Below are 24,626 nucleotides of genomic sequence, written 5' to 3' on the forward strand. Positions count from 1 at the left end.
GTGTCTGGTCTGGCGCCTTCGCGAGCAGGCTCGCTCCTACAGGGAAACGCGCTGGATCGGCTATCAGTTTTCCAACGGAATCAACACTTGCTCATCCGGAGCCAGCACCATGAACACCAGCAACTTCGCCGGTTTGCTCGGGCTGGCATTTTTCGATACCAGATGCTCGGAGCCGGCCGGTTCGTACCAGAACTGGCCCTTTTTGTAGGTGATTGGTTGTTCGCCTTTGACCTGGGAAATCACTTCGCCTTCCAATACATAAGCCATCGCCGTGCCTTCGTGTTTGTGCGCGATGGAGGACTGGCCGGGTTTGTAGTCGACTTCGATCATCATGGCTTTCTTGCCGGGGGCGTTTTTCAGCAGTTGTTCCTGCAGGACGGTGATTTTCTCGGATGGGTCGTGGGCCATCGCTGAAGCGGACAGGGTGAAGGCGAGGGCGGCAGCGAAGATGGGCAGAGCTTTCATGGCGGGTTACCTGTGAGGGTTGGAGGTGCAATCACAGTAGTGCGCAGAGTGGCCTATTCAAACGGCCAATATTCGGGAAGATCAGGTGACCAATTCTTGAGCCAAAAGCAAAAGATCGCAGCCTTCGGCAGCTCCTACAGGGAACGCATTCCAAGGTAGGAGCTGCCGAAGGCTGCGATCTTTTGATCTTGCTTTCAAACAATAGGAAAACTATTGAAATCGACGCTATTGGCCAACCGGCTATCAATCAAGTCAATAAACCCCTGAGCCTCGGGCCGGTTGAAATGCGCCTGCATCGCCGCTTCCGATTGCCAGCGCGCACTGACTGTCCAGCGGTGGCTGTCCTCGGGGCAGCGGTCGACCATATAGGAATCGCAGCCCGGGGTTTCGCGCAGGGTGTCGACGATCTTCTGCAACTGCCTGCCCAGCTCTTCCGAGCGGCCCGCAGCAGCCTTTACCTGAACCGTGTTGATCACTTCGCTGGACATTGCTCACACTCCTGAATCAGGCCGGACGAATCCTGCTCATTGAGGGATAACGCCTGTGCAGAATAGGCCTGGCGCCATTAATCACCAATAACCAATCGGCAGGAAAACCCTTATACCAACGGCTCATGACAGCTGTTCGAGGATGTCGCGCAGGCGATCCAGAGCGATATCGATGTCCAGGGTTTCGATAGCACCGAAACCGAAATACAGGCCTTCTTTGGCTGGCTGCTGATCATAGAAACCGCTGATCGCATACAGGCCGACTTCGACCTTTTTCGCCAGCCCGATGACCAGCGGCAAATCGATCGGCACCTTGCAGAACACCGCCATGTGAAACCCGGCGCTGGCCGGCACGGCTTCCAGCCACGGCGCAAGGTCAGTCGCCATGCGCGCCAGAATCCGCTCGCGGCGCTGCGCGTAAATCGTATGGCAACGGCGGATATGCTTGAGCAGGCAGCCCTCGGCGATGAACTTGGCCAGCGCCCATTGCGGCAGGGTCGAGGCGTGCAGATCGGTGAGCTGCCGGGCGCGAATCACGGCTTCGAGAATCGCTGGCGGCAGGATCGTATAGCCCAGGCGCAACTCCGGCAGCAGGGTTTTCGAGAAGGTGCCGACATAGGCGACGATGCCGCGCTGATCGAGGTTGTACAACGAATCCGTGGGCCGGCCCTCGTAGCGGAATTCGCTGTCGTAGTCGTCCTCGATGATGATCGCGCCCAGCTCGTGGGCGCGGGCGAGCAAGGCTTCGCGGCGCGCCTGACTCATCGCCATGCCCAGTGGGAACTGGTGCGAAGGCGTGACATAAATCAGCCGCGTGCCATCGGGAATCTGCTCGACCTGAATGCCCTCGGCGTCCACCGGCACGCCGACCACCTCAGCCCCGTGGGTGCCGAACAGCAAGCGCGCGGGCGGATAGCCGGGGTCCTCCATCGCCACCCGACTGCCGGGGCGGATCAGCACGCGGGTGATCAGATCCAGCGCCTGTTGCGCGCCATTGCACACCACGATGTCTTCGTCCTGACAGTTGATGCCACGGGAAAACGCGATGTGCCGGGCAATCGCATTGCGCAGCGCCGGCAAGCCTTCGGCGACGCTGTAGAAACCTTTCGACTGCGCCATCTGCCGCATCGCATGGGCGACGCAGCGGCGCCAGTCATCCTGGGGAAATTGCGCTTTGCTGGTGGCGCCGCCGATGAAGTCGTAGCGCAGCGAACCTTCGAGCGTCGGATGGCGTAGGAACACTGGCAGATTGCGCCAGCTCTCGATCACCTCGGCGCTGGCCAGCTCGGTGTGGCTTTGCTTGCGCTGAACCTGCGCCTGACGGGCGTTGACGTAGGTGCCCTTGCCAATCACCCCGGTGAGGAAATTTTCGTAGGTCAGCTGCGCGTACGTGTCGGAAATGGTCTTGCGCGAGATCCCCAACTGTTCAGCGAGCAAACGGCTGGGCGGCAACTGCGTACCCGCCGCCAGCCGCCCGGATTCGATGGCGGCGCGCAACTGCTGATACAACTGACCGGCAAGATCCTTGCGGCCGTTGATCACGACGTGAAGTTCCATACCGACGAGGCTCCCAAGGGTGTTTGGCGTGCCCGCCAGATTACCGCTGTTGTGGGATGGGCAATAGTTGCGTACCCGAAAAACCCGGAATTGGCGCAAATCCCTGTAGGAGCTGCCGAAGGCTGCGATCTTTTGATCTGGCTTTTATAAAAAAACAAAATCAAAAGATCGCAGCCTGCGGCAGCTCCTACAGGGGGATTGGTGTTTGGCGCGGATTCAGTGGTGTGGCGGTTTTCCGTGCAATTGGGGCTGTAATGCTTGGTTGTCTGCGCTTACCGTGAACTCATCATTCCGCCTCCCGAGACCCGCGCCATGTCCCTGCGTCTGGATTACTACAACGCTTCGCCCAAGGCGATGAAAGCGATGCTTGCCATGGAGGCGCTGACCAGCAACCTGAGCATCGAAGCGCCGCTGCTGCAACTGATCAGAATCCGCGCCTCGCAACTCAACGGCTGCGCCTTCTGTACCGACATGCATTCGGTGGACGCGCGGCGGGCCGGGGAGAGCGATCGGCGCTTGTATGCGATTGCGGTGTGGCGCGACAGCAACTTCTTCAACCCGCGTGAGCGGGCAGCGCTGGCCTGGGCCGAGGCGGTGACGCTGTTGTCCGAAAGCCACGTGCCGGATGACGTCTACCAGCAGGCGCGTGAACAGTTCAACGAAGGCGAATTGGTGGATTTGACCGTGGCGGTGAGCACGATCAACAGCTGGAATCGCCTGGCGGTGAGCTTCCGCCAGACCCCGAGCGACTAAAGATCAAAAGATCGCAGCCTTCGGCAGCTCCTACACGGCGTGATGCACGTTTCCCTGTAGGAGCTGCCGAAGGCTGCGATCTTTTGATGTTGACCTTGCCCTAATTCGGCGGCCGCTGCGGTTTGACCGAGGTGCCAAAGGTGTTGCCCATGCGCGTGCTGGTCGCGGCAGGCGTCGCCAGCCCCACCTGATTCGGCGCTCGCTTGTGCGCCGGCACATTCAGCGCTTCCATGTTCTTTTGCGCCGCCGCCGCGCCTTCGGGATTGTTGCCCATCTGCTGGCTCAGGCAATCGTAATTCGGCGCCTTGTAACCGCCGACCGTGACCTCGACACAGCCCAGCGGCTCCTCCGCCTGCGCTGCGCCAGCCGTCATCAGCAAGACCAAAATCCACCGTCTGTTCATGTCCGCCTCCTGGCCCGCCCGAATGGGCCGCTCTGGGTTTGAGTCTAGTGCAAGCGCTGTGCAAATCCCGTGATGGTTTTTTTGCACCACCCGTCATACCAGAGTCATAAATGCCCCGCAGGATAGCGATTTTCAGGGGTGCGCCAGTCGTGCAGCGAGGCAGTTCGCGGATCAGTCTTCAGCGCTCGGCGACGCTGGTGCGTCGCATCGGCGTGGGGTGGCTGCTCGGCTTGCTGGCCAGTGTCGCCGCTGCTGACCCAGCACCCTCGGACATGCGTCTGACCTTGCACATCCCGGCGCAGGAGCTGGCCCTGGCGCTGGATCAGTACAGCCGCGCCACCGGCGTCGCGGTGCTGGTCGACAGCCAGTTGAGCCGTGGCCGCCGCTCCCTTGCCGTGGATGGTGAATACACCGCCGCCGACGCCTTGCGCCATTTGCTCGGCGGCACCGGTTTGATGGCGCGCTACGCCCGCGCCGACGCGTTCACCTTGCAAGCGGCGCAGGTCGAAGAGGTGCCGGTGGCGACGGACATACCTTCGCCGGCCAGTGTCGCGGTCAATCGCAGTTATGCGACGGCAGTGCAAGCGGCGATCGAGCGCAAACTGTGCCGTTCACCGCTGACCCGGCCGGGCAGTTATCGCGCGGTGTTGCAGGTGTGGGTCGGGCGCGACGGCGTAGTTCAGCACAACCGGTTGGTGACTTCGACCGGCGATATACGGCGCGATAACGCGCTGGTGGAAAGTTTTCGCAACCTCAAAATCGATCGGCCGACGCCCAGCGCCTTGCGCCAGCCGGTCACGTTGCTGTTGTTACCGGAGTCGTCAGGGAAACGCATGGAATGCACGAGATGGGAAGGAGTTTCCGGGGGATGAAAGACGCCGGACCAAGCACGATGGGCCAGTTGTTCCTCAGCTCCTACGAGGATTTTCGCGTGCGCCTGCGCCGCCGCCTCGGCTCCGAGGACTTGGCCAACGACGTGCTGCACGAAACCTGGCTGCGGGTCGATCGCATGGAGACCCCGCCGAATCTGCTCAAGCCCAACGCCTACCTGTATCGCATGGCCCTGAACATCGCCGCCGACCGCCGTCAGGCCGATGCGCGCCTGCTCACTGGCACAGAAGTCGAAGAACTGCTGCAACTGAGCGACGAAGCCCTCGATCCAGCACGCGTTGTCGGCGGACAAAAGGAAATGCAGGCCCTGCTCAGCGCCTTGTACGAACTGCCGGCACGGCGTCGGCGGATCTTTATCGCGGCGCGGCTGGAGGAGGCGCCGCACCTGGAAATCTCCCAGCGTTTCGGCATTTCCACGCGCATGGTCGAGAAGGAAATCAAAGCCGCGTTGGGCTTCTGTGCGGCGAAACTGGAAAGAAAAGTGTTTCAGCGGTTCGGTCGCGGGGCCGGAAAACCGTCTAGCGAATAGTGACCCGATTAATCCGTTGAGAATTTGCCCGTTTGAACATCTTTCGACTGAAACCCGCCGAACCCCCGGCCGACGAGTCCCTGCACAGCGAAGCCCGCGACTGGCTGATCCTGCTGACCTCGGGCCGCGCCACCGTGGCCGACGCCCGCGCCCTGCGCGAGTGGTGCGCACGAAGCGGCGAGCACGCGCGGGCGTTCGAAGAAGCCAAGCGGCTGTGGCATCGCCTGCAACCGGCCGCCGAAGCCTTGCAGGGCCGACGCAGTTTTGGTCGACGGGCGTTTCTCGGCGGCGCGATTGCCGCGTCCGCCGCATTCCTGCTGGTGCGCGGCACGATTCCCGGCGGCTTCCAAGGCTTGGGCGCCGACTACATCACCGAAGTCGGCCAACAACGACGGGTCGAACCGGCGCAAGGTGTCAGCCTCGAACTCAACACCCAAACCCGGATCAACCAGCGCAGCGTCGAGAACGGCGTGCAGGGTTTTGAACTGGTCAGCGGCGAAGTCGAAGTGCAGACCGCACGCCTGCCACTGGCGATGCAGGCCGGGGCAGGGTGGTTGCGCACCAGTCAGGCCCGCTTCAACCTGCGCAACACCGACCAGCAAGTTTGCGTGACCTGCCTCGACGGTGCAGTGGAAGTGGACGTCGCAGGCCGCAGCCTGCGCCTCGAACCGGGGCAGCAAGTGACCTACGACACGCGCCAGGTCGGCAGCGTACAGAGCGTCGACACCGCAGCGGTGATGAACTGGCGCCAACAGGTGCTGGTGTTCAACGACGCCACCCTCAGCCAGATGATCGACGAAATCAACCGCTACCGCCCCGGCATGCTCCTGCTGCTCAACCGTGAACTCGGCCAACGCCGCGTCCAGGCCCGCTTCAACCTCGACCAACTCGCCGGCGTCGCCCTGCTGATCCGCGACGCCTACGGCGTCAAATGCACCGAACTGCCGGGCGGCGTCGTAGTGCTCAGCTAACCAAAGCCCATCACAATCCAAATGTAGGAGCCGCCGAAGGCTGCGATCTTCTGATCTTGATCCTGCCTTCTGTGGGAGCTGGCTTGCCAGCGATGACGGCCTCACAGCCAACCAATCCCCAACTGCCTACACCCAATCCAAATGTAGGAGCTGCCGAAGGCTGCGATCTTTTGATCTTGCTTTTGCTTTCTGTGGGAGTGAGCCTGCTCGCGATGACGGCCTAACAGCCACTCAATCCTCAACTGACCCACCACCCATCTACTGTGGGAGCGAGCTTGCTCGCGAAAGCGGTCTACCAGTAACAACAATGCTGACTGACCCACCGCAATCACGAGCAGGCTCACTCCTACAAAAAAGCCGCGGTGATCCCGGCTATTGCAACAACCCAATCACCTGCCGATACCGCTCACCCCCCTGCGCCGTCTGCCGACTCAAGCGAATCTCCAACCCCAACGGATCCTCCTGCCGATTGCCGCTCAACTGCCGCCACCCCTTATCCACCTCCCAAACCCGCACCTGCACATCACTCACCTCACTCAACACCGCAACCCCATTCCCAGGCGCCGGCAACGGATAGCGACTGCGCGCCTCAGCCACCGCCCGATACAACGTATCCCCCTTGACCCACCAGCGCACCCGCTGCAACGCCCCCGGTTGATCCGCCGCGCTGCGAATAATATCCAGCCGAAACCCCTTGCTGTCACTACTGCGCACCGTCACCGCCGGCGGCGCAGTCGGCGCCTCATCCTCAGCCCCAACCTTGCGCGGTTCACTCAACTCGACCCCCGCGCGCATGTCCACATCGCGCTGCAACTGATTCAACACCCGCAACAACCCATCGCTCTGCTCACTGCTCGCCTGCAAATGACTGTCCGCTCGCGTCACACTGTCCAGCCCGCGCCAGGCAATCAGACTCACCACCGCCATCAGCAGAATCGCGACCATCACCTCAATCAGAGTGAACCCTTGCTGAGTCTTCATTGAATACTGATCCGCCCACTGCCATCGCGCAGCACACTCAGCCGATTGGCCCCATCCGACAAAACCAGCCGCAACGGCGGATTGATCCACTCGGCATTCAGCACCACCGTCTGCCGAGGCTCCACACGCACCTCCACCTTCGGGCTCTGCCACGCACGCGGGCGCAACTGCGCATCCTCCTTGAACGACTCAAACCCCACGCCACCATCCCCGCGCCGACCAAAGCGAAACCCCTTGGCATCCGCCACCCACACAATCGGCCGGCCATCCGCACGAGCCTCCGCCTGCGCCACCTGCAGCAACTGCGCCACACGCTCGGCATCCTTGCGCAACAACTGCAACGGATCGGGCCTGATACTCAAACTGATCGCCGCACTGGCAATCCCGATGATCACCAGCACCACCATCAACTCGATCAACGTAAAACCCTGCTGCCTGCTCATCACCCACGCGCTCCTTGGCGTCCCACCCCATCGTGCCCGGCGAACATGTAAGGCATGTGAAATAAAACGGAGAGAATTGCCGCGTAGGCTGGCAACAGGGACAACAAGGAGCGACAACCCATGAAACTCACCGCACGGATTACCCCGGCGCAAACCGTCCAGGCCCTGGCACTGCTCGCCGCCCTGGTGGGCATCGCGACATGGTCGTCGTTGCTGCTGACCTCGGCGGAATCGCACACACCAGCCGCCACCCCGCAAGTGCTCGCGGCGAGGAGTGATAGCCCGGCGTTGCAGTGGTTTTCCAATGAGACTGCGCCGGTGGACATCAAGGTGAGTGGGGTGATCGCCGGAGGGAGTGGGACGGTGGCGATATTGAGTTTGAACGATGGCGCGCCGAAGAGTTTTTTGGTGGGGGAGAAGGTTGGGGTTGGGGTGAAGTTGGTGGGGGTTGAGGGGGATGGGGTGGTGATTGAGCGGGGTGGGGAGAGGGTGAGGTTGGGGGTGGAGAGGTTGGGGGAGGGGGTGGAGATGCCTAGGCTGATCCGGCCGGAATTGTAGAGTGGGGAAAATGGAAAACCACAAGTTCTTGGCGTTTGCTTTTACCCAAAAACCAACAACTGAGTTTGTCCGCTATCGGCCAGAAGCGGACCTTCATTTCAAACGCATGCATTCGCCTATAGTGGCCTGTAGTAGGATGCGGATTTGAACAAAAGAAGCTTCATCATGGATGTTCATGCACTTGAAGAAAGCAGTGTCTTATCGATCACAGTGGACCAAGCCCATCGCTATTTCGAGATGATTGTCAGACTGGATGACGGGACCAGAAATAAGCTGATGGCATGGAACGCGGACGGCACTGACCTAACTATCAGGCTTGGCGCTCTTAACGTTCAAAACTCCAGCGAACTCGGAGAGCTTGAAGGGATAAACATCGTTGATAATGTTCTATCCCTTGAAGGTGATTTTGGAGATATAACGATCACAGCTACCTCGATTTTGATTGAAAAACTGACGTAACTACCGTGCGGGAGGCTACTTCGAGCTGGATGCTACCCGTCACGGATGTCTGCTTCTGGCCGAACTGCGACCACCGCTCGTTCTGACTGATCCATCCGTGTCCTCCATCAACATGGAGGACACGCCATGAATACCGCTACTAGATCCCGCCATCAGCCTTGGAACAAGGGAAAGCTTGTCGGGCAGAAAGCCCCGCTCCGAGTCAGAGATATCTGGGCCATCCGGATCAGACTCCAGCTCGCAGAGAGGACACGTGATTTGGCGCTTTTCAACTTGGCCATCGATAGCAAACTGCGTGCCTGTGACTTAACCAAGCTGCGAGTCCGAGACATCGCCCATGGGGAGCATGTGTCCTCACGGGCCATCGTGATGCAGCAGAAAACTCAGCATCCAGTGCAATTTGAAATCACTGAGCAAACTCGAACGGTATTGGAAGCTTGGATGCATCGGGCGCGTCTTCGAAGCGAGGACTGTTTGTTTCAGAGCCGATTGCACGACTCAGGCCATCTTTCCACCAGGCAGTACGCCCGAATAGTCAAAGCGTGGGTGACCGCTATTGGCCTTGACCCAACCATGTACGGTACTCACACGCTACGGCGGACAAAGGCATCGTTGATCTATCGCAGGACGAAGAATCTGAGAGCTGTCCAACTCCTGCTTGGTCATACGAAACTCGAAAGCACTGTCAGGTACTTGGGCATCGAGGTCGATGATGCTTTGGAAATGGCAGAGCAGACAGAGGTTTAACCAACACTGCGACGGTCTGGGCCAGACCGTCGCTATCCGGCCAGAAGCGGACGTATTGGCGTTTGTGTAGTATCTGCCTCTCTTCCCACCTGTATGAGGTGCCCGATGTCTAGCCGACACTCCCCATCCCCTACAAGAGCTTCCCTAGACCTGCAAAACGCACGTTCGCTTTTGGGAAAGCGGCTGAGTGTGCTGCTGCACGATCAGTACTATTTCAACGACGAGAAAGATCTGGGAGACATAGGTTCTCTAGAGTGGCGTTTTGGCGAGCGAGAAGTTGTATCCATGTATCTCTTGAGTGATGGCGAGAGAGTAGGCGCGGACTTGTTGCCTTCTTATACGCCGGCTGCCTTCGAGATAGAGCCGAACGTGACCTGCTCCTGGAAGAGGGAAAACCTACTTGCAGGTCTATCAGCAACCCACCTTGAGAACACAAAAATTTGCGCAGTTGAGGGGATTCTTGACTCTTTCAACGGGCAAGAGCCTTGGCTGGCCGGATTCAGAGTTACGTTCGAGACCGGTGACTCATTGATCTACCTTAACCAGGGCGACGACGCCGTCGTATTGATTAATGCGCTACCGCCAGTAAGTGTAGGTCTCGAAACCCGCTTCGTTACCTCAATTTAATGACAGCTATGGGTCGACTCCCGCCCATAGTGAACGGCAGAGTTCGGTCAAGGTGGACCCGCGAGCTATGCCAGCATATGAAGCATGTCTATGAACATCGGACCTGAGAGATCACGTATCTCTCCGTCGTCAGCAACCAAGCAACCTACAGCGCCAGCGAATGACTCTTGGTCATACGCTGGGATGTCCAAGCTGCAAATGATCCTAATAACGGAACAGCCAGCCGCAGGCGACCCGACCGCACAGTTCTACCGTTTGATGATAGCCATCAACGGACAGGGGACGGGCACCGTGGGTCTGCGCAAGGTTATATGCTGCACTGTCGGTAGATTCGCGTTGGGAAGATTCGTTGCTCATACGCACTCGAAATGGCTGGTATAGCAGTCGATTATCTACTCATTTGGTTTGAATGTCTGGGCACCCGCTCTGGGTCGATTACGGTCCTCCCTACAGGCAGAGATCGGCCAAAAGCAGCCAGATGCTGCGAATCGTACTGGTCGGGATTGCTGTTTATTTTTGCAGGCGCTAGCCTCACCAAATTTCAACAGCACAAATCAAGGCCATGCCGATGTAGGGCAGCACCTGATGAAAAAATGCGTTCGTAGAGATCGAGAAGCGATTATGACTGTACGCCCCGCAACTGATTGTGATCGAGCAGCCCTCTTTGATTTGCATCGAGCAGTCTTCCACGGTTACATCGAGAAAATATGGGGCTGGAATGAAAGTTGGCAACTCTCAAATTTTGCAGCGGAGTTCGCGTGCGCAGCCACTTCAGTTATCGAAGCCGATGGCCAGATTATTGGATACGTTCAGATCCTGGACAAGGAAGATCGAATCTATGTTCAGAACATCGCTGTTTCACAGGAGTTCCAAGGCAAGGGCATTGGCACCCGCATTCTAAAGAAACTCCAGCTGAACGCGGCTGCCCGAAATGTGCCCTTGCAATTGGGTGTTTTCCGAACGAACACGTTGGCACAGAGGCTCTATGAACGTCTGGGCTTTCGTCGGACTGGCGAAACAACCACACATATCGAAATGTCTTGGGCTGCAACCTGAAATTCGAGTTGTATCTAAGCCTTAAGTAGCTAACGGCCAGAAGCGGATGGTTGAACCGTCGCTGATTTTGTAGAAGCTGAATGACCGCTTTTGGCCGGTTAGCGACCCTTACTCTGGTCAGCCATCCTTGTCCTTCGACACGTGGAGGACTGGGCATGAACATCTTCGCTAGCTGCAGCCGCCAGCCTTGGAATAAAGGAAAACTGGTCGGGCAGAAAGCTCCACTCAGACTGAGAGATATCTGGGCCATCCGGGTAAGGCTTCAAATTGCAGAACGAACCCGTGATCTTGCGCTCTTCGATCTTGCCATCGACAGCAAGCTTCGGGCATGCGACTTAACCAAGCTTCGTGTGCGCGACGTCGCCCATGGCGAGCACGTATCACCACGCGCCATGGTGATGCAGCAGAAAACGTTGCGGCCAGTGCAGTTCGAAATCACCGAACAAACACGGTTTGCTATCGCGACCTGGATACACCAGGCCCAACTCCGGAGCGAGGACTGCCTTTTTCCGAGCCAGCTGCATACCTCAGACCATCTTTCAACGCGTCAATACGCACGTATCGTCAAAGGCTGGGTGGAAGCAGTTGGCCTTGATCCAGCCATGTATGCCACTCACACAATGAGGCGTACGAAGGCATCGCTGATCTATCGCAGGACGAAGAATCTGCGAGCGGTTCAACTGCTGCTTGGCCATACGAAGCTGGAGAGCACCGTTCGATACCTGGGAATTGAAGTCGACGACGCCCTAGAGATGGCGGAACAGACCGAGGTTTGAATATGCATAGCGACGGTCGAGCCCTGTCCGTCGATAACCGGCCAATCGCTGTCTGTTGTAATCGACTGAAATAGACCCGAAGCGGACGCTGGCAATGGTAGAGGTTGACTGTCTATCTAACTGCATAGCAGCATGCCGGCCAGCACTCTTTCGCTAATCCGCCGATGCAAGGACGCCTATGTCTGTAGATCTTTATGAGTTGTTGGAAAGCGTAAACGATGAGCAATCGTTCATCGGGTTTATCCAGGCGCTTGGTTCTGATTTTTCCAATGAGCGTGTGTTGGAAAAGATGACACCATCATCCCCCTATGGACCAGTTGCCTTGGGGTGGGAAAATGGGTCTGTAGATACGTTTCTTGATGCAGCGGCTGCTTGGGCGAGCGCCAATAGCAGGAACTCTCTATCGAATGCTCCAGTATCAAACGTATGGCTGCGTTGCGCGACCATATTGTTGGCTGGCAAGTTTTATGAGTGAGCGCCAGCTCTCTCTACCTTCAGAGTGAATCGAAAAACTCATTCAGTCCGCTTTTGGTCGTTGGCAGTCGATCTCGATGGGCCGCAATCGACCAGAGGCATGCTGACCGCAAGTTATCTTAATCGAAGGAGCGTTTTTAGTGAGCGGCCATAACCACGAGTTGAGAACCGACTTCATAGAGGCGCTCAAGGAAATCACCGCGCTGATGTCCATTGCATACGAACAAACCGGCCCAGTACCGGATGACCATGCGTTAGCTCAGGCAGGTTTAGAGAATGGTGGTGAAATCGTTCTCGATTATGTCGATCACAACGAGGCTGGAATAGCGTTCGAACACCTGCTTTACATGATTAATGAGCCACCGCTTATTGTTTCTGAAGAATGCTCAAAGAGATTGGACCGAATCGCGAAGACCCTGGATATGCCGTTTACAGGGGACGAAAGCAGCCGCCTATGAAAGGCCGCTATTGGCCAACAACTGCCCTCCAGGAAAGGGCAGTTGTTGGCCGAAAGCCGCCGTTGATGTTTAGGGCAGAATTAGGGCATATCGGAGGCCGCTTGGGCCCGCTCGACGCCAACGGCGAAGAGCGAAAGCGCCGCTTTCGATGGGCTAAAGCGGTCTGCATCGATTCCAGAAGGGGTTCGAATCCCTATCTCTCCGCCATTATTGAACAAGACTAAGCCCCCGTAATCATCGATGATTACGGGGGCTTTTTCGTATGTGGGAAGATATAAAGGCAAGACGTCAATCTGCCGTTGCTCAATCTTGCTACAGGGAGACGAAGAAAGCGGCGCTAAGCAAGCAGTTCGGCGGGCGCGGCGATTAGTCCATCCATTCCTTAATCGAGGCCAGCCAGCGGCTGCTTTCGGCCGATAGCAGCCGTTTGCACGCGTGAAACTAAGCTCAGCAGGCCGACGCGGGAAGAATCTGCCCCGCCCAATCTGGCGCGATTGCTCCTAGTAAACACAAGCGTTTAAAAAAACATCTCCAGTCACGCTCCCAGGCTACATATCCTTGCGCCTTTGCCTACAGCTACGCCAGAATCCGCCGGCTTGTGCGCCTTGGGGGTGGGTTCTATTGTGGTGCGGTCGCTGACGAATCAGCGATCGGATTTGACCGTCCGCCCAATATCAAGGCGCGCCAGCGTTCTGCACCTGTTCAGGCATTGTCTGAAATTCTGTTGCGGTGGCTGTGCGTGGGACACCTTCGGGTGTGCCGGATTCCTTGATGTCCGGTCGGTCAACCCGCGTACAGCTGCCACCCTGTTTGTTTGACCGCGAACGGTGGCGGCTCCAGTCATCAAGGAGCTTCACCATGAGCAAGCCAACACCCAACCCACCCGAAACCGATCCCACGCCTCCCTACGAATCCCTCGATTCCAACAAGCTCCACGAAGCCGCTGATCGCGCGCTCGATCATTACCTGTCGCCAAACAATCTCCTGCCTCCGCAGCGTAAGGCGCGTGGGATGTATGCGGTGACGGCGGATACCAAGAATGAAGAACTGCTGGCTGATGCGAGTGAAACGCTGGCTTCGGCGAAGACGATTGCTCAGGACATTTCCAGTTTGTTGCCGGCGCCGCAGCGGCGGGCTTTGTTGGGGGTTGCTCAACTGATCATGCTGGGGGAGCTGGCGGTGAATCGGGCGCTAGATAATTTGGAGTTGTAGGGTTGATGTGGAGTAGGGCTGGCAGCGATGGCAGATGCGCTGTTTCTGCTGCCTGATAATCCGCTATCGCCAGCAGGCTGGCTCCCACAGGGTTCTGCGTTGGTCACGGATGTTCTGTTCGCCGCTGAAACCTGGGGGAGCGGGTCGGTTTAGTTTTACGTGATTATTGAGGCGCATCAGGACATTCACGGGTCCATCGCGTGACTGTCATGTCACTGAAGTGCTCACCTATCGTATCGACGCGCAGGCAAGCGCCTTTCTTCGAGTAGTACAAGATGCAGCGCGAGCTATCAAACGAGCAGGTGTCCAGTTCGAAGTAGTTGCGTGCAGCCAGCTCCTTCTCCACGCCACTGGATTCATAACCGTCGGTGGTGTGCATCGGTGTTGGCTTCCATCCTTGTTTGACGAGCTTGGATTTGGCCGCAGCCAAACGCTCACCGACGACGATGCGGGCTGGCCCGTGAATGTCGCTTGGCGTCTGTGAGCCATTGGCAAACGCTGCGCTGATATCCATGCAATAAAGTGCGACAAGTACAAGGATCGAAGCTTCGATTTCACAGTTCCTTCAGCTGACTTGTAGCTCGACAAAACCAGTCATGACTACCACGCACCCGAGCGGATCTGCCCGTTTGCCTTTAATTCACGAAGCTTTTCTTGCCATTCGGCGCGATCGGTCTTGGGAGTTACCGGATCGAAAGCGTGATACTGCCCGTCACACCACGCATCGATTTGGCCGAGCCAATAGGTTTGGCCGGCGTGCCCCGTGTCGAGGCGTTTCAGCAAGTAGCCGAGTTGTTGCCACGTCGGAACAAGTCGGAAAATGGTGCTGCGCCGTTTCGACGTAAGCTCATGCCAGTCTTGATCAAGTTTGGCCGTCAATCTGATGTTCAATACGGACCACGGTATTTTGTCCAGCTTCGCAATCACCACCGCAAATACTTTCTCCGAAGGATCATCAAGCGCCTCGAATAGCTCAGACAGTTGATCATCGCGAAGCAGGCGTGTCGCGGCTTGTCGCACGGTCACATAGGTCGAGCGCAGCGCAGGTGCATGCCATCGCTCTGGCAACTCCACAGCCAGTTCTGCGGCGAGGCCAATCACGCCCAGCCAATGTTGTTTTACCGTGGGTAGATGCTGGCTTAAGCGCTGGGTCAGGACTGCGCGCGCATCAACTTCGTTACGACCTGCAGCCCAAAGCGCGAGATTGCGGACCGCCGGTGAAACATCCAACAAAGTTTCGCGCAGTACAGGTTTCGGATCGGCGAGCAGCGGCAGCAGCGCATAAAGCACGCGTACGCGGATTTTGGCACCGGGGTGAGACATGGCTTCAAGGAGCAACGGCAGGCTCTGCGTCGCCGGCAGTGTCAGGCTCGCCGACACCGCCATCAACCGTACGGTCAACTCGCGATGAGCCAACGCGCTGCGTATCAGCGTTTCGGCAGTCTCGGGGGCTTCAAGCAAAAGCGTAAACAGGTAGCGCGCGGCTTTGCCCTGGCGATTCAAGAAGTCGGCGTAGACCTCATCCCAGCAGTCCACCGATTGCAGCATCGCTCGAACCGCCGACAGTGTCTGGGCGTGGTCGACCCGGCGTTGCGCTGCCAATGCCATCAAGGGTTCCAGTGCTGATAACCATGCCTGGGTGTGAGCTGGTGACAGGTAGTGCTTCAGGCCATCCGCTGCCAAGTCGCGAACCTGAGGGACCCAATCGTTCAGACGTTCGATCAACACGGCTAATGCTTCGGGGGACGGTTGCCTGCACAGTTCTCGCACAGCGACTTCCCGGACGAAACCGTTGGAGTGATTGCTCACGTCTGCCCATGTACCGGTGTTATTGAAGTGAGCGAGTATCTCCAGCGCCTCGTTGCGCCGATAGTTTTCATAATGGGAAAGCTGTCCTTGATTGCGTGCCAACCGAGCCAGCCAGTCTTGTGTCGTGTTCATGGGCAGTCCTGTGCGTCCTTGCGGGTGCATATTGTTTGTGCAAAAGCAGCAGCCTACGCGACTTGCTCTCGCGGGCAAAATTCTGGGGGTAACGGGACAGATCTTTTCAGGAGGTAGCGGGGCAGTAATTTTTCGACGATCGTTCATGTTTAAAAAGACATCTCCTGTCACGCTCCCAGGCTACATATCCTTGCGCCTTTGCCTACAGCTACGCCAGAATCCGCCGGCTTGTGCGCCTATGGGGCGGGTTCTATTGTGGTGCGGTCGCTGACGAATCAGCGATCGGGTTTCGCAGCCCGGATCAATCAAGGCGCACAGCGCTCCAAATCTCGTTGCCATTTTCGGCGATGTTGCTTTATGGCGGCTGTGCGCGGGATACCTTCGGGTATGCCGGGTTCCTTGATTCCCGGTCTGCGAACCTGCGTACAGCTGCCACCTCTCTTCGTTTCGCAGCGAAACGTGGCGGCTCCGATAATCAAGGAGTTGCACCATGATCAAACCAACACCCAACCCGCCCGAAACCGATCCTACGTCTCCCTACGAATCCCTCGATTCAAACAAACTCCACGAAGCCGCTGACCGCGCGCTCGATCATTACCTGTCGCCAAATAATCTCCTGCCTCCGCCGCGTAAGGCGCGTGGCATGTATGCGGTGACGGCGGATACCAAGAATGAAGAACTGCTGGCTGATGCGAGTGAAACGCTGGCTTCGGCGAAGACGATTGCTCAAGACATTTCCAGTTTACTGCCAGCGCCGCAGCGGCGGGCGTTGTTGGGGGTTGCGCAGTTGATTATGTTGGGGGAGCTGGCGGTGAATCGGGTGATGGATAATTTGGAGGTGGCGGGGTGAGGTAGATGTCCGGGGGCGTCAGATGGTGATTTGTCGTTAGAGCTGGCGCCTTCGCTATCCTATCGCGTGGCCCCGTTACTCATCCCATCCGTGCTCTGCGTAGGACATCTGATCATGCTCGGGAAAGTCTGTCCGGTATTCACCCCACTCCATGAAGGAATAGTATTTGGTCATCGCCTCGAAGTAACTGTCAGCTTCGACTGTCCAGATCAGCTGGGAGTTTGGTGAAAGTAGACTGCGCGCGTCATCACCGTGAATTCCGGCCAGGCAGAAAGTCTGGCAACCATCAGGTTCCAACCAAAGTTCATGTTTCATACTCATAGCTCGTTTCCCCTGCCTTTATGGCGGACGTGCAGGCACCTATCTCAAGGTCGATGCAGCCCTTTCGCATCCCGCCAGTACAAGGTTTGTTCGAATTGAAAGCTAATTAGAAAGAAGGCGGGACATGACTGCGATATTGATTCAGCGATTTTATCCAAATCCTCCATAGGAGAGTGTCCCTCAGGGTCAGCCCCTTTTATTCTGATGGTGCAACGCAAAGCGACAGGAAACTCGATACCCTTTTTATTCTCAGCGTAGATCGTAGAGTCATCTGTTACGTCGCCGCCGCTCACACTGAGTCCCGAGGCAAATATGGCTAACAAGCCATCACCCGCTACGTCTATTTCCAGAGCTCCTGCATTCTCAAGGGCGCTTTTCAGCGCTGAAATTGTGAGCGCGCTATCGGCTTCCAAGTGCAGATCAAGACTCATGAATCCCTTTTCTCCCTGAACAGTTGCATCAGACTTTGAGCAATTTTGCGAGTGTATATGGTCAATGGCTTGAAGGTCTGCTTCTGGCTCAGTAACTGTCGGGGATAAGGGGAGCTGCTATCAGGCGGGGTTGCAGACTATGGTAGTCGACTGACCTACGCCAGTGCAGCTTCGTCGATCGCAGCCATCGATTCCCTGCGCTTCGCAATTAGCTCAAGCCTGTCCGAGCTCGAAAGATGTTTTCCTGGTGTAGGCAAGGCGGAAGCTGTGGCTTCGCACCAACGTGAATACAGAACGCTGGTACTGGCGAAATCTGCTAGTTGCGCCTTGCGCGCCAATGCCCGCTCAATCTGTTCAGCGATTATGGGATTGAGTTTGGAGTAAGCAAACTGCGAAGAAGGGTGATTAACCACTGCCACAGGTATACCGCCCGCTAGCGCGGTAACTCGATCTCCGTTTCGTTTGCTGAAGCAGACGATCAACTCTGGTGCCAGCACCTCCAAGACTTCAGTAAACGATTGCTTACCTTTCTCCCAAGCTGCGGCCGATGGCGCTTTGCGGATGCCGGGCAAAAACTCTTGGATGAAATTGTAGTAGGCAATGCTGTGCCAGAATTCACTCCTATCTGTTTTGGAAAAGTGCTTCCTAGCATTCAGGATAGAAGCCATTATTTTGGTGAAATGTGCATGTTGTCGGAGCTTAGTTGTCGCTTGAGGGTGTTTCTGACCCAAGGCCAGGGCCTTCAATACCTCGGGTGTGGCTGTCGGGCGTTCATGTTCTTTGGCGCCATAGTGAGATTCGCAGACCACGAGAATGCGTAGACCGTGGATGCCGCGCTCGTAATGGGCGCCGACCCATGGTGCGAAACGGACCGTAGATTTGCTCATTGCCGTCCTTAGTTTGTTTGCTCAGGCCAACACTTTTGGCTCAACCGTAATCACATCATTATTTTTCAATACTAGCGACCGGATTTTGAAGCCGGATTGGATACCGTCATGGTCGCTGAAATTTGTAGAACCTGGCTGGTAAGGCTGGCGGAGGCACATGTGATCATTCGGTGCCTGATACTGCGTTTTCGCGAGCAGGCTCGCTCCCACAGGGAATTTGGGTTGGTTGCGGGAGGGAATCAAAAGATCGCAGCCTTCGGCAGCTCCTACTGGGGGCGGGTCAGTAGGGTTTCGAGTTTCGCTAGTGGCGGGGCATCTTGATTGCGGTCGAATACTTGGATTCCAACCTTGAGCAGCCGTCCGTTTTCTACGGGGGCGATTATCTGTTCGCAGCGCAGCAAGAGCCGCCCTTGATCACATTCAATGGACTTCATCCCATTCGGCAACCGGCCTTCCAGTCGTAGCTCAGCCATCCGACTCTGCGCGGCAATCGACGCAATCGATCTATCCCGCAGCACCCCATTGCTCTGCGTCATCAACCCCGCGACGCGCACGGCGGCGGACATGGCGACGGCGACGATCGCCAGTGCCACCAGCACTTCAATCAGGGTGAATCCTTCCTCTCGCGTTTGCGCACGCATACATGGCCCAAAACCAAAACCCAGCCCTCGACGCTAGCCCCCGTCCTTGACGGCTTGACGACGGAAACACCCGAGGATTTTCAACATCCCTGACATATCTTCTTGCAACACTGCGCGTCGAAATCAGGTCATGCCAGGGAATGTCGAGATGGATATCGCACCTTTGAAAACGCTCAGTCAGTCGCCGCGCAAGCCACGTGGTCAGCAGGGTTTTACCTTGATCGAGATCATGGTGGTGGTGGTGATTCTGGGGATTCTGGCGGCGATGGTGGTGCCCAAGGTGCTTGATCGGCCGGATCAGGCGCGGGCGACGGCGGCGAAGCAGGATATTGGTGGGTTGATGCAGGCGTTGAAGTTGTATCGCCTCGATCACGGCACGTATCCGAGCATGAATCAGGGGCTGAAGGTGTTGGTCGAGCGGCCGGCGGATGCGAAGAACAGCAACTGGCGTTCGTACCTGGAGCGTTTGCCGAATGACCCGTGGGGCCGGCCGTATCAGTACCTCAACCCAGGCGCGAATGGTGAGGTCGATATCTTTTCCCTCGGCGCCGATGGCCAGCCTGACGGCGATGGCGTGAATGCCGATATCGGTTCCTGGCAGTTGTAAGGCCGGCCGTGAAAACGGGTTCGCTCAACGGGGCGAAGCAACGGGGCATGGCGATTATCAGCGCGTTGTTGATTGCTGCCGTGGTGGCGGTGATAGCGGCGGGGATGTTGACGCGCCAGAGCGTGGCGACCCGTGCGCTGGAGGCCGATCAGCAGCGGGTGCAGGGGCGTTGGGTGGCGCAGGGTGGTCTGGAGATCAGCCGGCAATTGCTCTGGGATGCGCGGCTGAGTGATCCGTTGACCCGGCGTGATCAGCCTTGGGCGCAGCCGTTGTTGGTGGCGGGTTTTGCCGGGCGGCTGGAGGATGAGCAGGGCAAGTTCAACCTGCGCAACCTGGTGGCCAACGAGCGTATCGATGAAGCGCAGGTGCAGGCGTTCGAGCGTTTGTGCGAGCTGATTGGTGTGAGTGGCGTTGTCGGCCAGCGCATCCGCCAGCGGGTGATTGCGAGCTACCCGCATTTGTTGAATGCGCAGATTGGCGCGACGGGCAAAGCCGGTTTCGACAGTGGCCGCGCCACTTCGCCCGATGCCGATCACAAACCGCAACCGCCGAAGGTGCCGATGCTGCGCACACTCGATGATTTGCGCAGCGTCGAAGGCGTGACGGATGCGCTGATCGGCCAACTGGCGCCGTACGTGACGGTGATTCCGGCGACGACGTGGATCAACGGCAACACCGCCACGGCGCAGGTGCTGGCGGCGTATGTGCCGGGGCTTTCGCTGGAGCGGGCGACGGCGTTGATTGCCGAGCGTGACGCGGGGCGCTGGTTTATCAATCGCGGCGATTTTGTGAACCGCTTGCGCATGCCGCAGTTGGAGGTGAGCAGCGTCAAGGTCGGCATCACCAGCGACTGGTTTCGTTTGCGCGGTGAGGCGCGGCGTGATCAGCGCCGGGTCAGCCTCGATGCTTTATTGCATCGCAGTGAGGATCGGCTGCCCCAGGTGATCTGGTCGCGGGTGGGCGCATGAGTCAGGTGCGCGTCGCGTTGCCGCCGTTGGCGGAGCTGGAGTTGCACAGCGAAGTGAGCTGCGCCTGGCTGGATCGTCAGGGGCAGGTCAGCCGTGAAGAAAGGCTAAGCCTGAGTGAATTGGGGCAACGGCCAAAGCAACCGCCGCTGCTGTGTTTTCTGCATCCGGCGGACAGCCTGCTCGCCAGCATTGATCTGCCGCCGCTGCCTGCGAACAAAACCGCGGCCGCTGTGCAGTGCGCGGCGCAGGCGTTGATGCTCGGCGACAGCAGCCAGATGCATATCGGCCACAGCCCTCGGGATGCGAGCGGGCAGGTGCAGATTGCCTGGGTTTCGCAGCAGCACTTGCAGCGATTGGCGGCAGCGCTGAAGCAGGCGGGGTTGAGTCTGCGCGGTTTGTATCCGGCGCCGTACAGCCTGCCGGTGCTGCCGGGTGTTGTCGCTTGTGTGGCGGACGGTCATTTGCTCAGGCGCGAGAGTTTGAACAGTGCGCAGGTTGAGCCGTTGCTCGGTGATGAAGTCGACGAGGCGTCGTTCGAAGCCGGATCAGCACAACGCTGGATCGGTCCCTTGCCCGGTTGGGGTTTGCACGGCGGTTTGCAGCAATCCGGCGGCGAACAACGTGGCTGGGGTCGTGCGGTCGGCTGTGTGGCTTTGGCGGTGGCAGTCTGGGTGATCGGCCTGAATCTGTACGCCGCTCGCGAAGCGCGGCAGGGCCAGCAGCTCAAGGCGCAGATGAGTCAGCGGGTGAAGCAGGCGTTTCCTGAATTGCCGGTGATTCTCAACCCGTTGCAACAGGCGCGTCAGCAACTGGAGCAGCGGCAAAAAGGCGCGGTCGATGACCCGGCGCAGAACTTCAATCGGCTGGTGTTGCAGGCCGGCACGGGCATGCCGTTCATGGCCGGCAGTGTCGAGCGCCTGACTTACCGCGACGGTGCCTTGCAACTGGCGTTGCTCAGCGATGCAAACCGTGGCGGCAACGACAAGGACTGGCAAAGCACCTTGGCCCAGGCCGGCATCAGCGTCAGTGCCGATGACGAGGGCTGGACGTTGCGCCCGGCCGACGAATCCACCTCCAGCGACAGCGAAGACGACAGCAGCGAGGCAGACGATGAGTAGGGCGACGCTGGCGATTTACCGTACGCGCTGGCAGCGCTTCAGCAGCCAGTTGCAGGCGCGCTGGCAGCCGTTGGCGCTGCGCGAAAAACGCATGGTCGCCGGCATGACGCTGGTGCTTGTCGGTCTGCTGATCTGGCTGACGCTGGTCAAGCCGCCATTGGCCAGGATCACTTTTTGGCAGAGCGAAACGCCCAAGTTGCGCGCGCAGACCGAAGCACTGGAAGTGCTGTTGCGCAGCGTCAATGTGCGGCCGCAGGGGCAAAGCGTTGGCCAGTCGTTGGAGCAAAGTCTGCAAGCGGCGGGGCTGGCCGGGCATTACCAGTTACAAGCGGCGGACGGCGGAGCGTGGCAGTTGAATGTCGACGCCGCGCCCGCCGATGCGCTGCTCGACTGGCTGCTCAGCCAGCCGTCACAACTTTCTCTGCAGGTGGTCGAGGCGCAGTTGCAACGCGCAAGCGAGACCTCGACCGAAGTCACCGCCGGCACATTGTCAGGCACCGTTCGCATGGATCAGGCGCAGGGCGCTAAGGAAGCTTCATGAAGGAGTCACGCTGCAAACCGGCACGTCTGGCGCTGCCGTTGTTGCTGATGGCGTTGAGCGCGTGCAACAGCACCACGGCCCCGCAGAACCAGCCACCGCTGCTGGTCGACAGTGAACTCGGCCGGCCGTTGGCCAACACCCAGCGCAGCGGTGATGCGGTGGCCGATCGCGAACGGGCACAGGCCCAGGCGCGGCCGGTGCCCAAGCAACTGCACAACATCAGCCAGCGCGGGCGCGGTGGTGGCGCTGCGCCGAGCAACGCGGTTGCGCGCAATCCATTGGGCGAGCAACCGGTGACGCTGAATTTTGTCGAGGCGGATATTCAGGCGGTGGTGCGTGCATTGTCGCGGGCCACTGGGCAGCAGTTTCTTGTCGATCCGCGGGTCAAGGGCAATCTGACGTTGGTCTCGGAAGGTCAGGTGCCGGCCCGTCAGGCCTACGACATGCTGCTCGCGGCGTTGCGCATGCAAGGCTTCAGCGTGGTCGATGTCGGCGGCGTGGCGCAGGTGGTTCCCGAGGCCGACGCAAAACTGCTCGGCGGGCCGATCTACAGCGCCGACAAACCGGCCGGCAACGGCATGCTCACGCGCACGTTTCGCCTGCAATACGAAAACGCGGTGAACCTGATCCCGGTGCTACGCCCGATCGTTTCGCCGAACAATCCGATCAACGCCTATCCGGGCAACAACACCGTGGTCATCACCGATTACGCCGAGAACCTCACCCGCGTCGCGCAGTTGATCGAGAGCATCGACACGCCCAGCGCGATCGACACCGATGTGGTGCAGATCCAGAACGGCATCGCGGCCGACATAGCACCGATGGTGGCAGACTTGCTCGACGCGCCGGGCAACGATCCGACGCAGAAAATCGCGGTGATCGGCGACCCGCGTTCCAACACCATCATCATCCGCGCCGGCAGCCCCGAACGTACCGAGCTGGCGCGCAATCTGATCTACAAACTCGACAACGCCCAGAGCAACCCGAGCAATCTGCATGTGGTTTATCTGCGCAACGCGCAAGCGGCGAAACTGGCGCAGGCATTGCGCGGTTTGCTCACCGGCGAGAGCGACAGCGGCAGCAGCGACGCGGCGCGTTCGGTGCTCAGTGCGATGGGTAGCAGCACCGGCGGCAATGCCGGGCAGAACGGCCAGAGCAGCACGCCGAGCACGGGCACTTCGACGACGACTGGCAGCGGCGGTACCGGCGGCAGCTATGCGCAGGGCAATGGCGGTGCGGCGAGCAATGGCGGTACGCAGAGTAGCGAACAGAACGTCGCCTTCAGCGCTGGCGGCGTGACGATTCAGGCCGACGCCACCACCAATACGCTGCTGATTTCTGCGCCGGAACCGCTGTATCGCAACTTGCGTGAGGTCATCGACCTGCTCGACCAGCGCCGCGCGCAAGTGGTGATCGAAAGCCTGATCGTCGAGGTTGGCGAGGACGATGCCAGCGAATTCGGTGTGCAATGGCAGACCGGCAATCTCGGCGGCAAAGGCGTGATCGGTGGCGCCAATCTGGGTGGCGCGGGGCTCAACACGGCGGCCAAGAACAGCATCGACGTACTGCCGCAGGGTTTGAACCTCGGTTATGTCAACGGCACGGTCGACATTCCCGGCATCGGCAAGATTCTCGACCTGAAAGTGCTGGCCCGGGCGTTGAAGAGCAAGGGCGGCACCAACGTGCTGTCGACGCCGAATCTGCTGACCCTGGACAACGAAGCGGCGAGCATTTTTGTCGGCCAGACTATCCCGTTTGTCAGCGGCAGTTACGTCACCGGCGGCGGGGGCACCAGCAACAACCCGTTCCAGACCGTGACCCGCGAAGAGGTCGGCCTCAAGCTCAACGTGCGCCCGCAGATTTCCGAGGGCGGCACGGTCAAGCTGGATATCTATCAGGAGGTCAGCAGTATTGATGAGCGCGCCTCCAACAGCGTGACCTCGGCGGGCATCGTCACCAACAAACGGGCGATCGACACCAGCATTCTGCTCGACGATGGGCAGATCATGGTTCTCGGCGGGTTGCTGCAGGACGGTTACAGCCAGAGCAATGACGCGGTGCCGTGGCTGTCGACGATTCCGGGACTCGGCGCACTGTTTCGCAACGAACGCCGGGCGATCACCAAGACCAACCTGATGGTGTTCCTGCGCCCGTACATCATCCGCGACAGCGAAGCAGGGCGCAGCATCACCCTCAACCGCTACGACTTCATGCGCCGCGCCCAAGGCGGCTTGCAGCCGGAACGCAGCTGGGCGATGCCGGACATGCAGGCGCCGCAATTGCCAGCGGCGGCGCAAGGCGTCCCGCCTATTGGTCCGCGCGCCACCATCAAAGCGGTGCCGATCGAAGCGGGCCCCCGCCTATGAGTCATGTGCTAACGGCGGTGAGGGAGCTTGCTTCCGCTGGGCTGCGCAGCGGCCCCACCTGCCAACCGGTTCCTTCAGACACCCCTCGCATGCAGGGATTGCGGGTG

At 58.8% G+C, this 24,626-nt stretch carries 31 protein-coding genes; 19 read left to right on the top strand and 12 right to left on the bottom strand.

Annotated features, from left to right (window positions below; genetic code table 11):
• Positions 1-63: 63 nt before the first annotated feature.
• The 3 genes from VNV36_RS23225 to pdxR all read right to left on the bottom strand — a co-directional run bounded on the left by VNV36_RS23225 (position 64) and on the right by pdxR (position 2,510).
• Positions 64-465: a cupin domain-containing protein gene (locus VNV36_RS23225; RefSeq protein WP_325720981.1), complete on the bottom strand. Its 402-nt coding sequence runs from the start codon at positions 463-465 to the stop codon at positions 64-66.
• 194 nt (positions 466-659) lie between these two features.
• A complete protein-coding gene (locus VNV36_RS23230) occupies positions 660-953 on the bottom strand; it encodes a putative quinol monooxygenase (RefSeq protein ID WP_325720983.1) in 294 nt (97 codons plus the stop codon).
• Positions 954-1,076: 123 nt separating this feature from the next.
• The gene (gene pdxR / locus VNV36_RS23235; protein ID WP_325720985.1) at positions 1,077-2,510 is read right to left on the bottom strand and encodes a MocR-like pyridoxine biosynthesis transcription factor PdxR; all 1,434 of its coding nucleotides are present in this window, start codon (positions 2,508-2,510) and stop codon (positions 1,077-1,079) included.
• 312 nt (positions 2,511-2,822) lie between these two features.
• Between pdxR and VNV36_RS23240 the strand changes: the two genes are divergently transcribed.
• Complete coding sequence (locus VNV36_RS23240) at positions 2,823-3,263, top strand: carboxymuconolactone decarboxylase family protein (protein ID WP_325720987.1); 441 nt, start codon at positions 2,823-2,825, stop codon at positions 3,261-3,263.
• Between the two features lie 100 nt (positions 3,264-3,363).
• On the opposite strand, the gene VNV36_RS23245 is transcribed toward VNV36_RS23240, so the two are convergent.
• Positions 3,364-3,666, bottom strand: coding sequence for a hypothetical protein (locus VNV36_RS23245; protein ID WP_325720989.1), 303 nt, complete (start codon positions 3,664-3,666; stop codon positions 3,364-3,366).
• 206 nt (positions 3,667-3,872) lie between these two features.
• Here VNV36_RS23245 and VNV36_RS23250 point away from each other — a divergent pair, with 206 nt between their 5' ends.
• The 3 genes from VNV36_RS23250 to VNV36_RS23260 are packed head-to-tail and all read left to right on the top strand — an operon-like array spanning position 3,873 to position 6,057.
• The gene (locus VNV36_RS23250; protein ID WP_325721127.1) at positions 3,873-4,538 is read left to right on the top strand and encodes a secretin and TonB N-terminal domain-containing protein; all 666 of its coding nucleotides are present in this window, start codon (positions 3,873-3,875) and stop codon (positions 4,536-4,538) included.
• Positions 4,535-5,086, top strand: a complete 552-nt coding sequence (locus tag VNV36_RS23255; RefSeq protein WP_325720991.1) for an RNA polymerase sigma factor — start codon at positions 4,535-4,537, stop codon at positions 5,084-5,086. The genes VNV36_RS23250 and VNV36_RS23255 overlap by 4 nt, the downstream gene beginning before the upstream one ends.
• Positions 5,087-5,118: 32 nt before the next feature.
• On the top strand, positions 5,119-6,057 hold the full coding sequence (locus VNV36_RS23260) for a FecR family protein (protein WP_325720993.1): 939 nt from the start codon (positions 5,119-5,121) through the stop codon (positions 6,055-6,057).
• 372 nt (positions 6,058-6,429) lie between these two features.
• Here VNV36_RS23260 and VNV36_RS23265 read toward each other — a convergent pair whose 3' ends face one another.
• Together VNV36_RS23265 and VNV36_RS23270 are read right to left on the bottom strand one after the other, a co-directional pair.
• The gene (locus VNV36_RS23265) at positions 6,430-7,038 is read right to left on the bottom strand and encodes a type II secretion system protein GspJ (RefSeq protein WP_325720994.1); all 609 of its coding nucleotides are present in this window, start codon (positions 7,036-7,038) and stop codon (positions 6,430-6,432) included.
• On the bottom strand, positions 7,035-7,481 hold the full coding sequence (locus VNV36_RS23270; RefSeq protein WP_325720995.1) for a GspH/FimT family pseudopilin: 447 nt from the start codon (positions 7,479-7,481) through the stop codon (positions 7,035-7,037). The genes VNV36_RS23265 and VNV36_RS23270 overlap by 4 nt, the downstream gene beginning before the upstream one ends.
• A gap of 120 nt (positions 7,482-7,601) precedes the next feature.
• On the opposite strand from VNV36_RS23270, the gene VNV36_RS23275 reads away from it, so the two are divergent.
• From VNV36_RS23275 to VNV36_RS23315, 9 genes are all read left to right on the top strand, one after another.
• Complete coding sequence (locus tag VNV36_RS23275) at positions 7,602-8,039, top strand: type II secretion system protein N (RefSeq protein WP_325720997.1); 438 nt, start codon at positions 7,602-7,604, stop codon at positions 8,037-8,039.
• A 165-nt stretch (positions 8,040-8,204) separates the two neighbouring features.
• Positions 8,205-8,498 (top strand): hypothetical protein, encoded by a 294-nt coding sequence (locus VNV36_RS23280; protein ID WP_325720999.1) that lies wholly within the window; start codon positions 8,205-8,207, stop codon positions 8,496-8,498.
• A gap of 126 nt (positions 8,499-8,624) precedes the next feature.
• The gene (locus VNV36_RS23285; protein WP_325721001.1) at positions 8,625-9,245 is read left to right on the top strand and encodes a tyrosine-type recombinase/integrase; all 621 of its coding nucleotides are present in this window, start codon (positions 8,625-8,627) and stop codon (positions 9,243-9,245) included.
• 189 nt (positions 9,246-9,434) lie between these two features.
• Complete coding sequence (locus VNV36_RS23290) at positions 9,435-9,872, top strand: hypothetical protein (protein ID WP_231986859.1); 438 nt, start codon at positions 9,435-9,437, stop codon at positions 9,870-9,872.
• Between the two features lie 621 nt (positions 9,873-10,493).
• Positions 10,494-10,928: a GNAT family N-acetyltransferase gene (locus VNV36_RS23295; RefSeq protein ID WP_325721004.1), complete on the top strand. Its 435-nt coding sequence runs from the start codon at positions 10,494-10,496 to the stop codon at positions 10,926-10,928.
• Positions 10,929-11,083: 155 nt separating this feature from the next.
• Entirely contained in the window at positions 11,084-11,704 is a 621-nt protein-coding gene (locus VNV36_RS23300) for a tyrosine-type recombinase/integrase (RefSeq protein WP_325721006.1), read from the top strand.
• Positions 11,705-11,882: 178 nt separating this feature from the next.
• Entirely contained in the window at positions 11,883-12,179 is a 297-nt protein-coding gene (locus VNV36_RS23305) for a DUF7660 family protein (protein WP_325721008.1), read from the top strand.
• Positions 12,180-12,318: 139 nt separating this feature from the next.
• Positions 12,319-12,636 carry a MafI family immunity protein gene (locus VNV36_RS23310; RefSeq protein WP_325721010.1) on the top strand — a complete coding sequence of 106 codons (318 nt, stop codon included), beginning with the start codon at positions 12,319-12,321 and terminating at the stop codon, positions 12,634-12,636.
• An 858-nt stretch (positions 12,637-13,494) separates the two neighbouring features.
• Complete coding sequence (locus VNV36_RS23315) at positions 13,495-13,848, top strand: DUF6124 family protein (RefSeq protein WP_325721012.1); 354 nt, start codon at positions 13,495-13,497, stop codon at positions 13,846-13,848.
• A 163-nt stretch (positions 13,849-14,011) separates the two neighbouring features.
• On the opposite strand, the gene VNV36_RS23320 is transcribed toward VNV36_RS23315, so the two are convergent.
• Complete coding sequence (locus VNV36_RS23320) at positions 14,012-14,362, bottom strand: hypothetical protein (RefSeq protein WP_325721014.1); 351 nt, start codon at positions 14,360-14,362, stop codon at positions 14,012-14,014.
• An 86-nt stretch (positions 14,363-14,448) separates the two neighbouring features.
• Entirely contained in the window at positions 14,449-15,789 is a 1,341-nt protein-coding gene (locus VNV36_RS23325) for a HEAT repeat domain-containing protein (protein ID WP_325721016.1), read from the bottom strand.
• A gap of 490 nt (positions 15,790-16,279) precedes the next feature.
• On the opposite strand from VNV36_RS23325, the gene VNV36_RS23330 reads away from it, so the two are divergent.
• Positions 16,280-16,639, top strand: a complete 360-nt coding sequence (locus VNV36_RS23330) for a DUF6124 family protein (RefSeq protein ID WP_016774969.1) — start codon at positions 16,280-16,282, stop codon at positions 16,637-16,639.
• A gap of 75 nt (positions 16,640-16,714) precedes the next feature.
• Here VNV36_RS23330 and VNV36_RS23335 read toward each other — a convergent pair whose 3' ends face one another.
• The 4 genes from VNV36_RS23335 to gspI all read right to left on the bottom strand — a co-directional run bounded on the left by VNV36_RS23335 (position 16,715) and on the right by gspI (position 18,919).
• Positions 16,715-16,954 carry a hypothetical protein gene (locus VNV36_RS23335; RefSeq protein ID WP_083352611.1) on the bottom strand — a complete coding sequence of 80 codons (240 nt, stop codon included), beginning with the start codon at positions 16,952-16,954 and terminating at the stop codon, positions 16,715-16,717.
• Positions 16,955-17,004: 50 nt separating this feature from the next.
• Positions 17,005-17,391: a hypothetical protein gene (locus VNV36_RS23340; protein WP_281924293.1), complete on the bottom strand. Its 387-nt coding sequence runs from the start codon at positions 17,389-17,391 to the stop codon at positions 17,005-17,007.
• Positions 17,392-17,546: 155 nt separating this feature from the next.
• Positions 17,547-18,278 carry a hypothetical protein gene (locus VNV36_RS23345; protein WP_325721021.1) on the bottom strand — a complete coding sequence of 244 codons (732 nt, stop codon included), beginning with the start codon at positions 18,276-18,278 and terminating at the stop codon, positions 17,547-17,549.
• A gap of 266 nt (positions 18,279-18,544) precedes the next feature.
• Positions 18,545-18,919: a type II secretion system minor pseudopilin GspI gene (gene gspI, locus VNV36_RS23350; RefSeq protein WP_325721023.1), complete on the bottom strand. Its 375-nt coding sequence runs from the start codon at positions 18,917-18,919 to the stop codon at positions 18,545-18,547.
• Between the two features lie 148 nt (positions 18,920-19,067).
• On the opposite strand from gspI, the gene gspG reads away from it, so the two are divergent.
• The 5 genes from gspG to gspD are packed head-to-tail and all read left to right on the top strand — an operon-like array spanning position 19,068 to position 24,519.
• Entirely contained in the window at positions 19,068-19,526 is a 459-nt protein-coding gene (gene gspG, locus VNV36_RS23355; RefSeq protein ID WP_325721024.1) for a type II secretion system major pseudopilin GspG, read from the top strand.
• Between the two features lie 47 nt (positions 19,527-19,573).
• Positions 19,574-20,494, top strand: coding sequence for a type II secretion system minor pseudopilin GspK (gene gspK, locus VNV36_RS23360; RefSeq protein WP_325721026.1), 921 nt, complete (start codon positions 19,574-19,576; stop codon positions 20,492-20,494).
• Positions 20,491-21,612: a type II secretion system protein GspL gene (gene gspL / locus VNV36_RS23365; protein WP_325721028.1), complete on the top strand. Its 1,122-nt coding sequence runs from the start codon at positions 20,491-20,493 to the stop codon at positions 21,610-21,612. The genes gspK and gspL overlap by 4 nt, the downstream gene beginning before the upstream one ends.
• Positions 21,605-22,153 (top strand): type II secretion system protein GspM, encoded by a 549-nt coding sequence (gene gspM / locus VNV36_RS23370; protein WP_325721030.1) that lies wholly within the window; start codon positions 21,605-21,607, stop codon positions 22,151-22,153. Before gspL ends, gspM begins: the two co-directional genes overlap by 8 nt.
• Positions 22,150-24,519, top strand: coding sequence for a type II secretion system secretin GspD (gene gspD / locus VNV36_RS23375; RefSeq protein WP_325721032.1), 2,370 nt, complete (start codon positions 22,150-22,152; stop codon positions 24,517-24,519). Before gspM ends, gspD begins: the two co-directional genes overlap by 4 nt.
• Positions 24,520-24,626: the final 107 nt, after the last annotated feature.

Origin of the sequence: Pseudomonas sp. (assembly GCF_035554175.1) — a bacterium.
Classification (GTDB): Bacteria; Pseudomonadota; Gammaproteobacteria; order Pseudomonadales; family Pseudomonadaceae; genus Aquipseudomonas.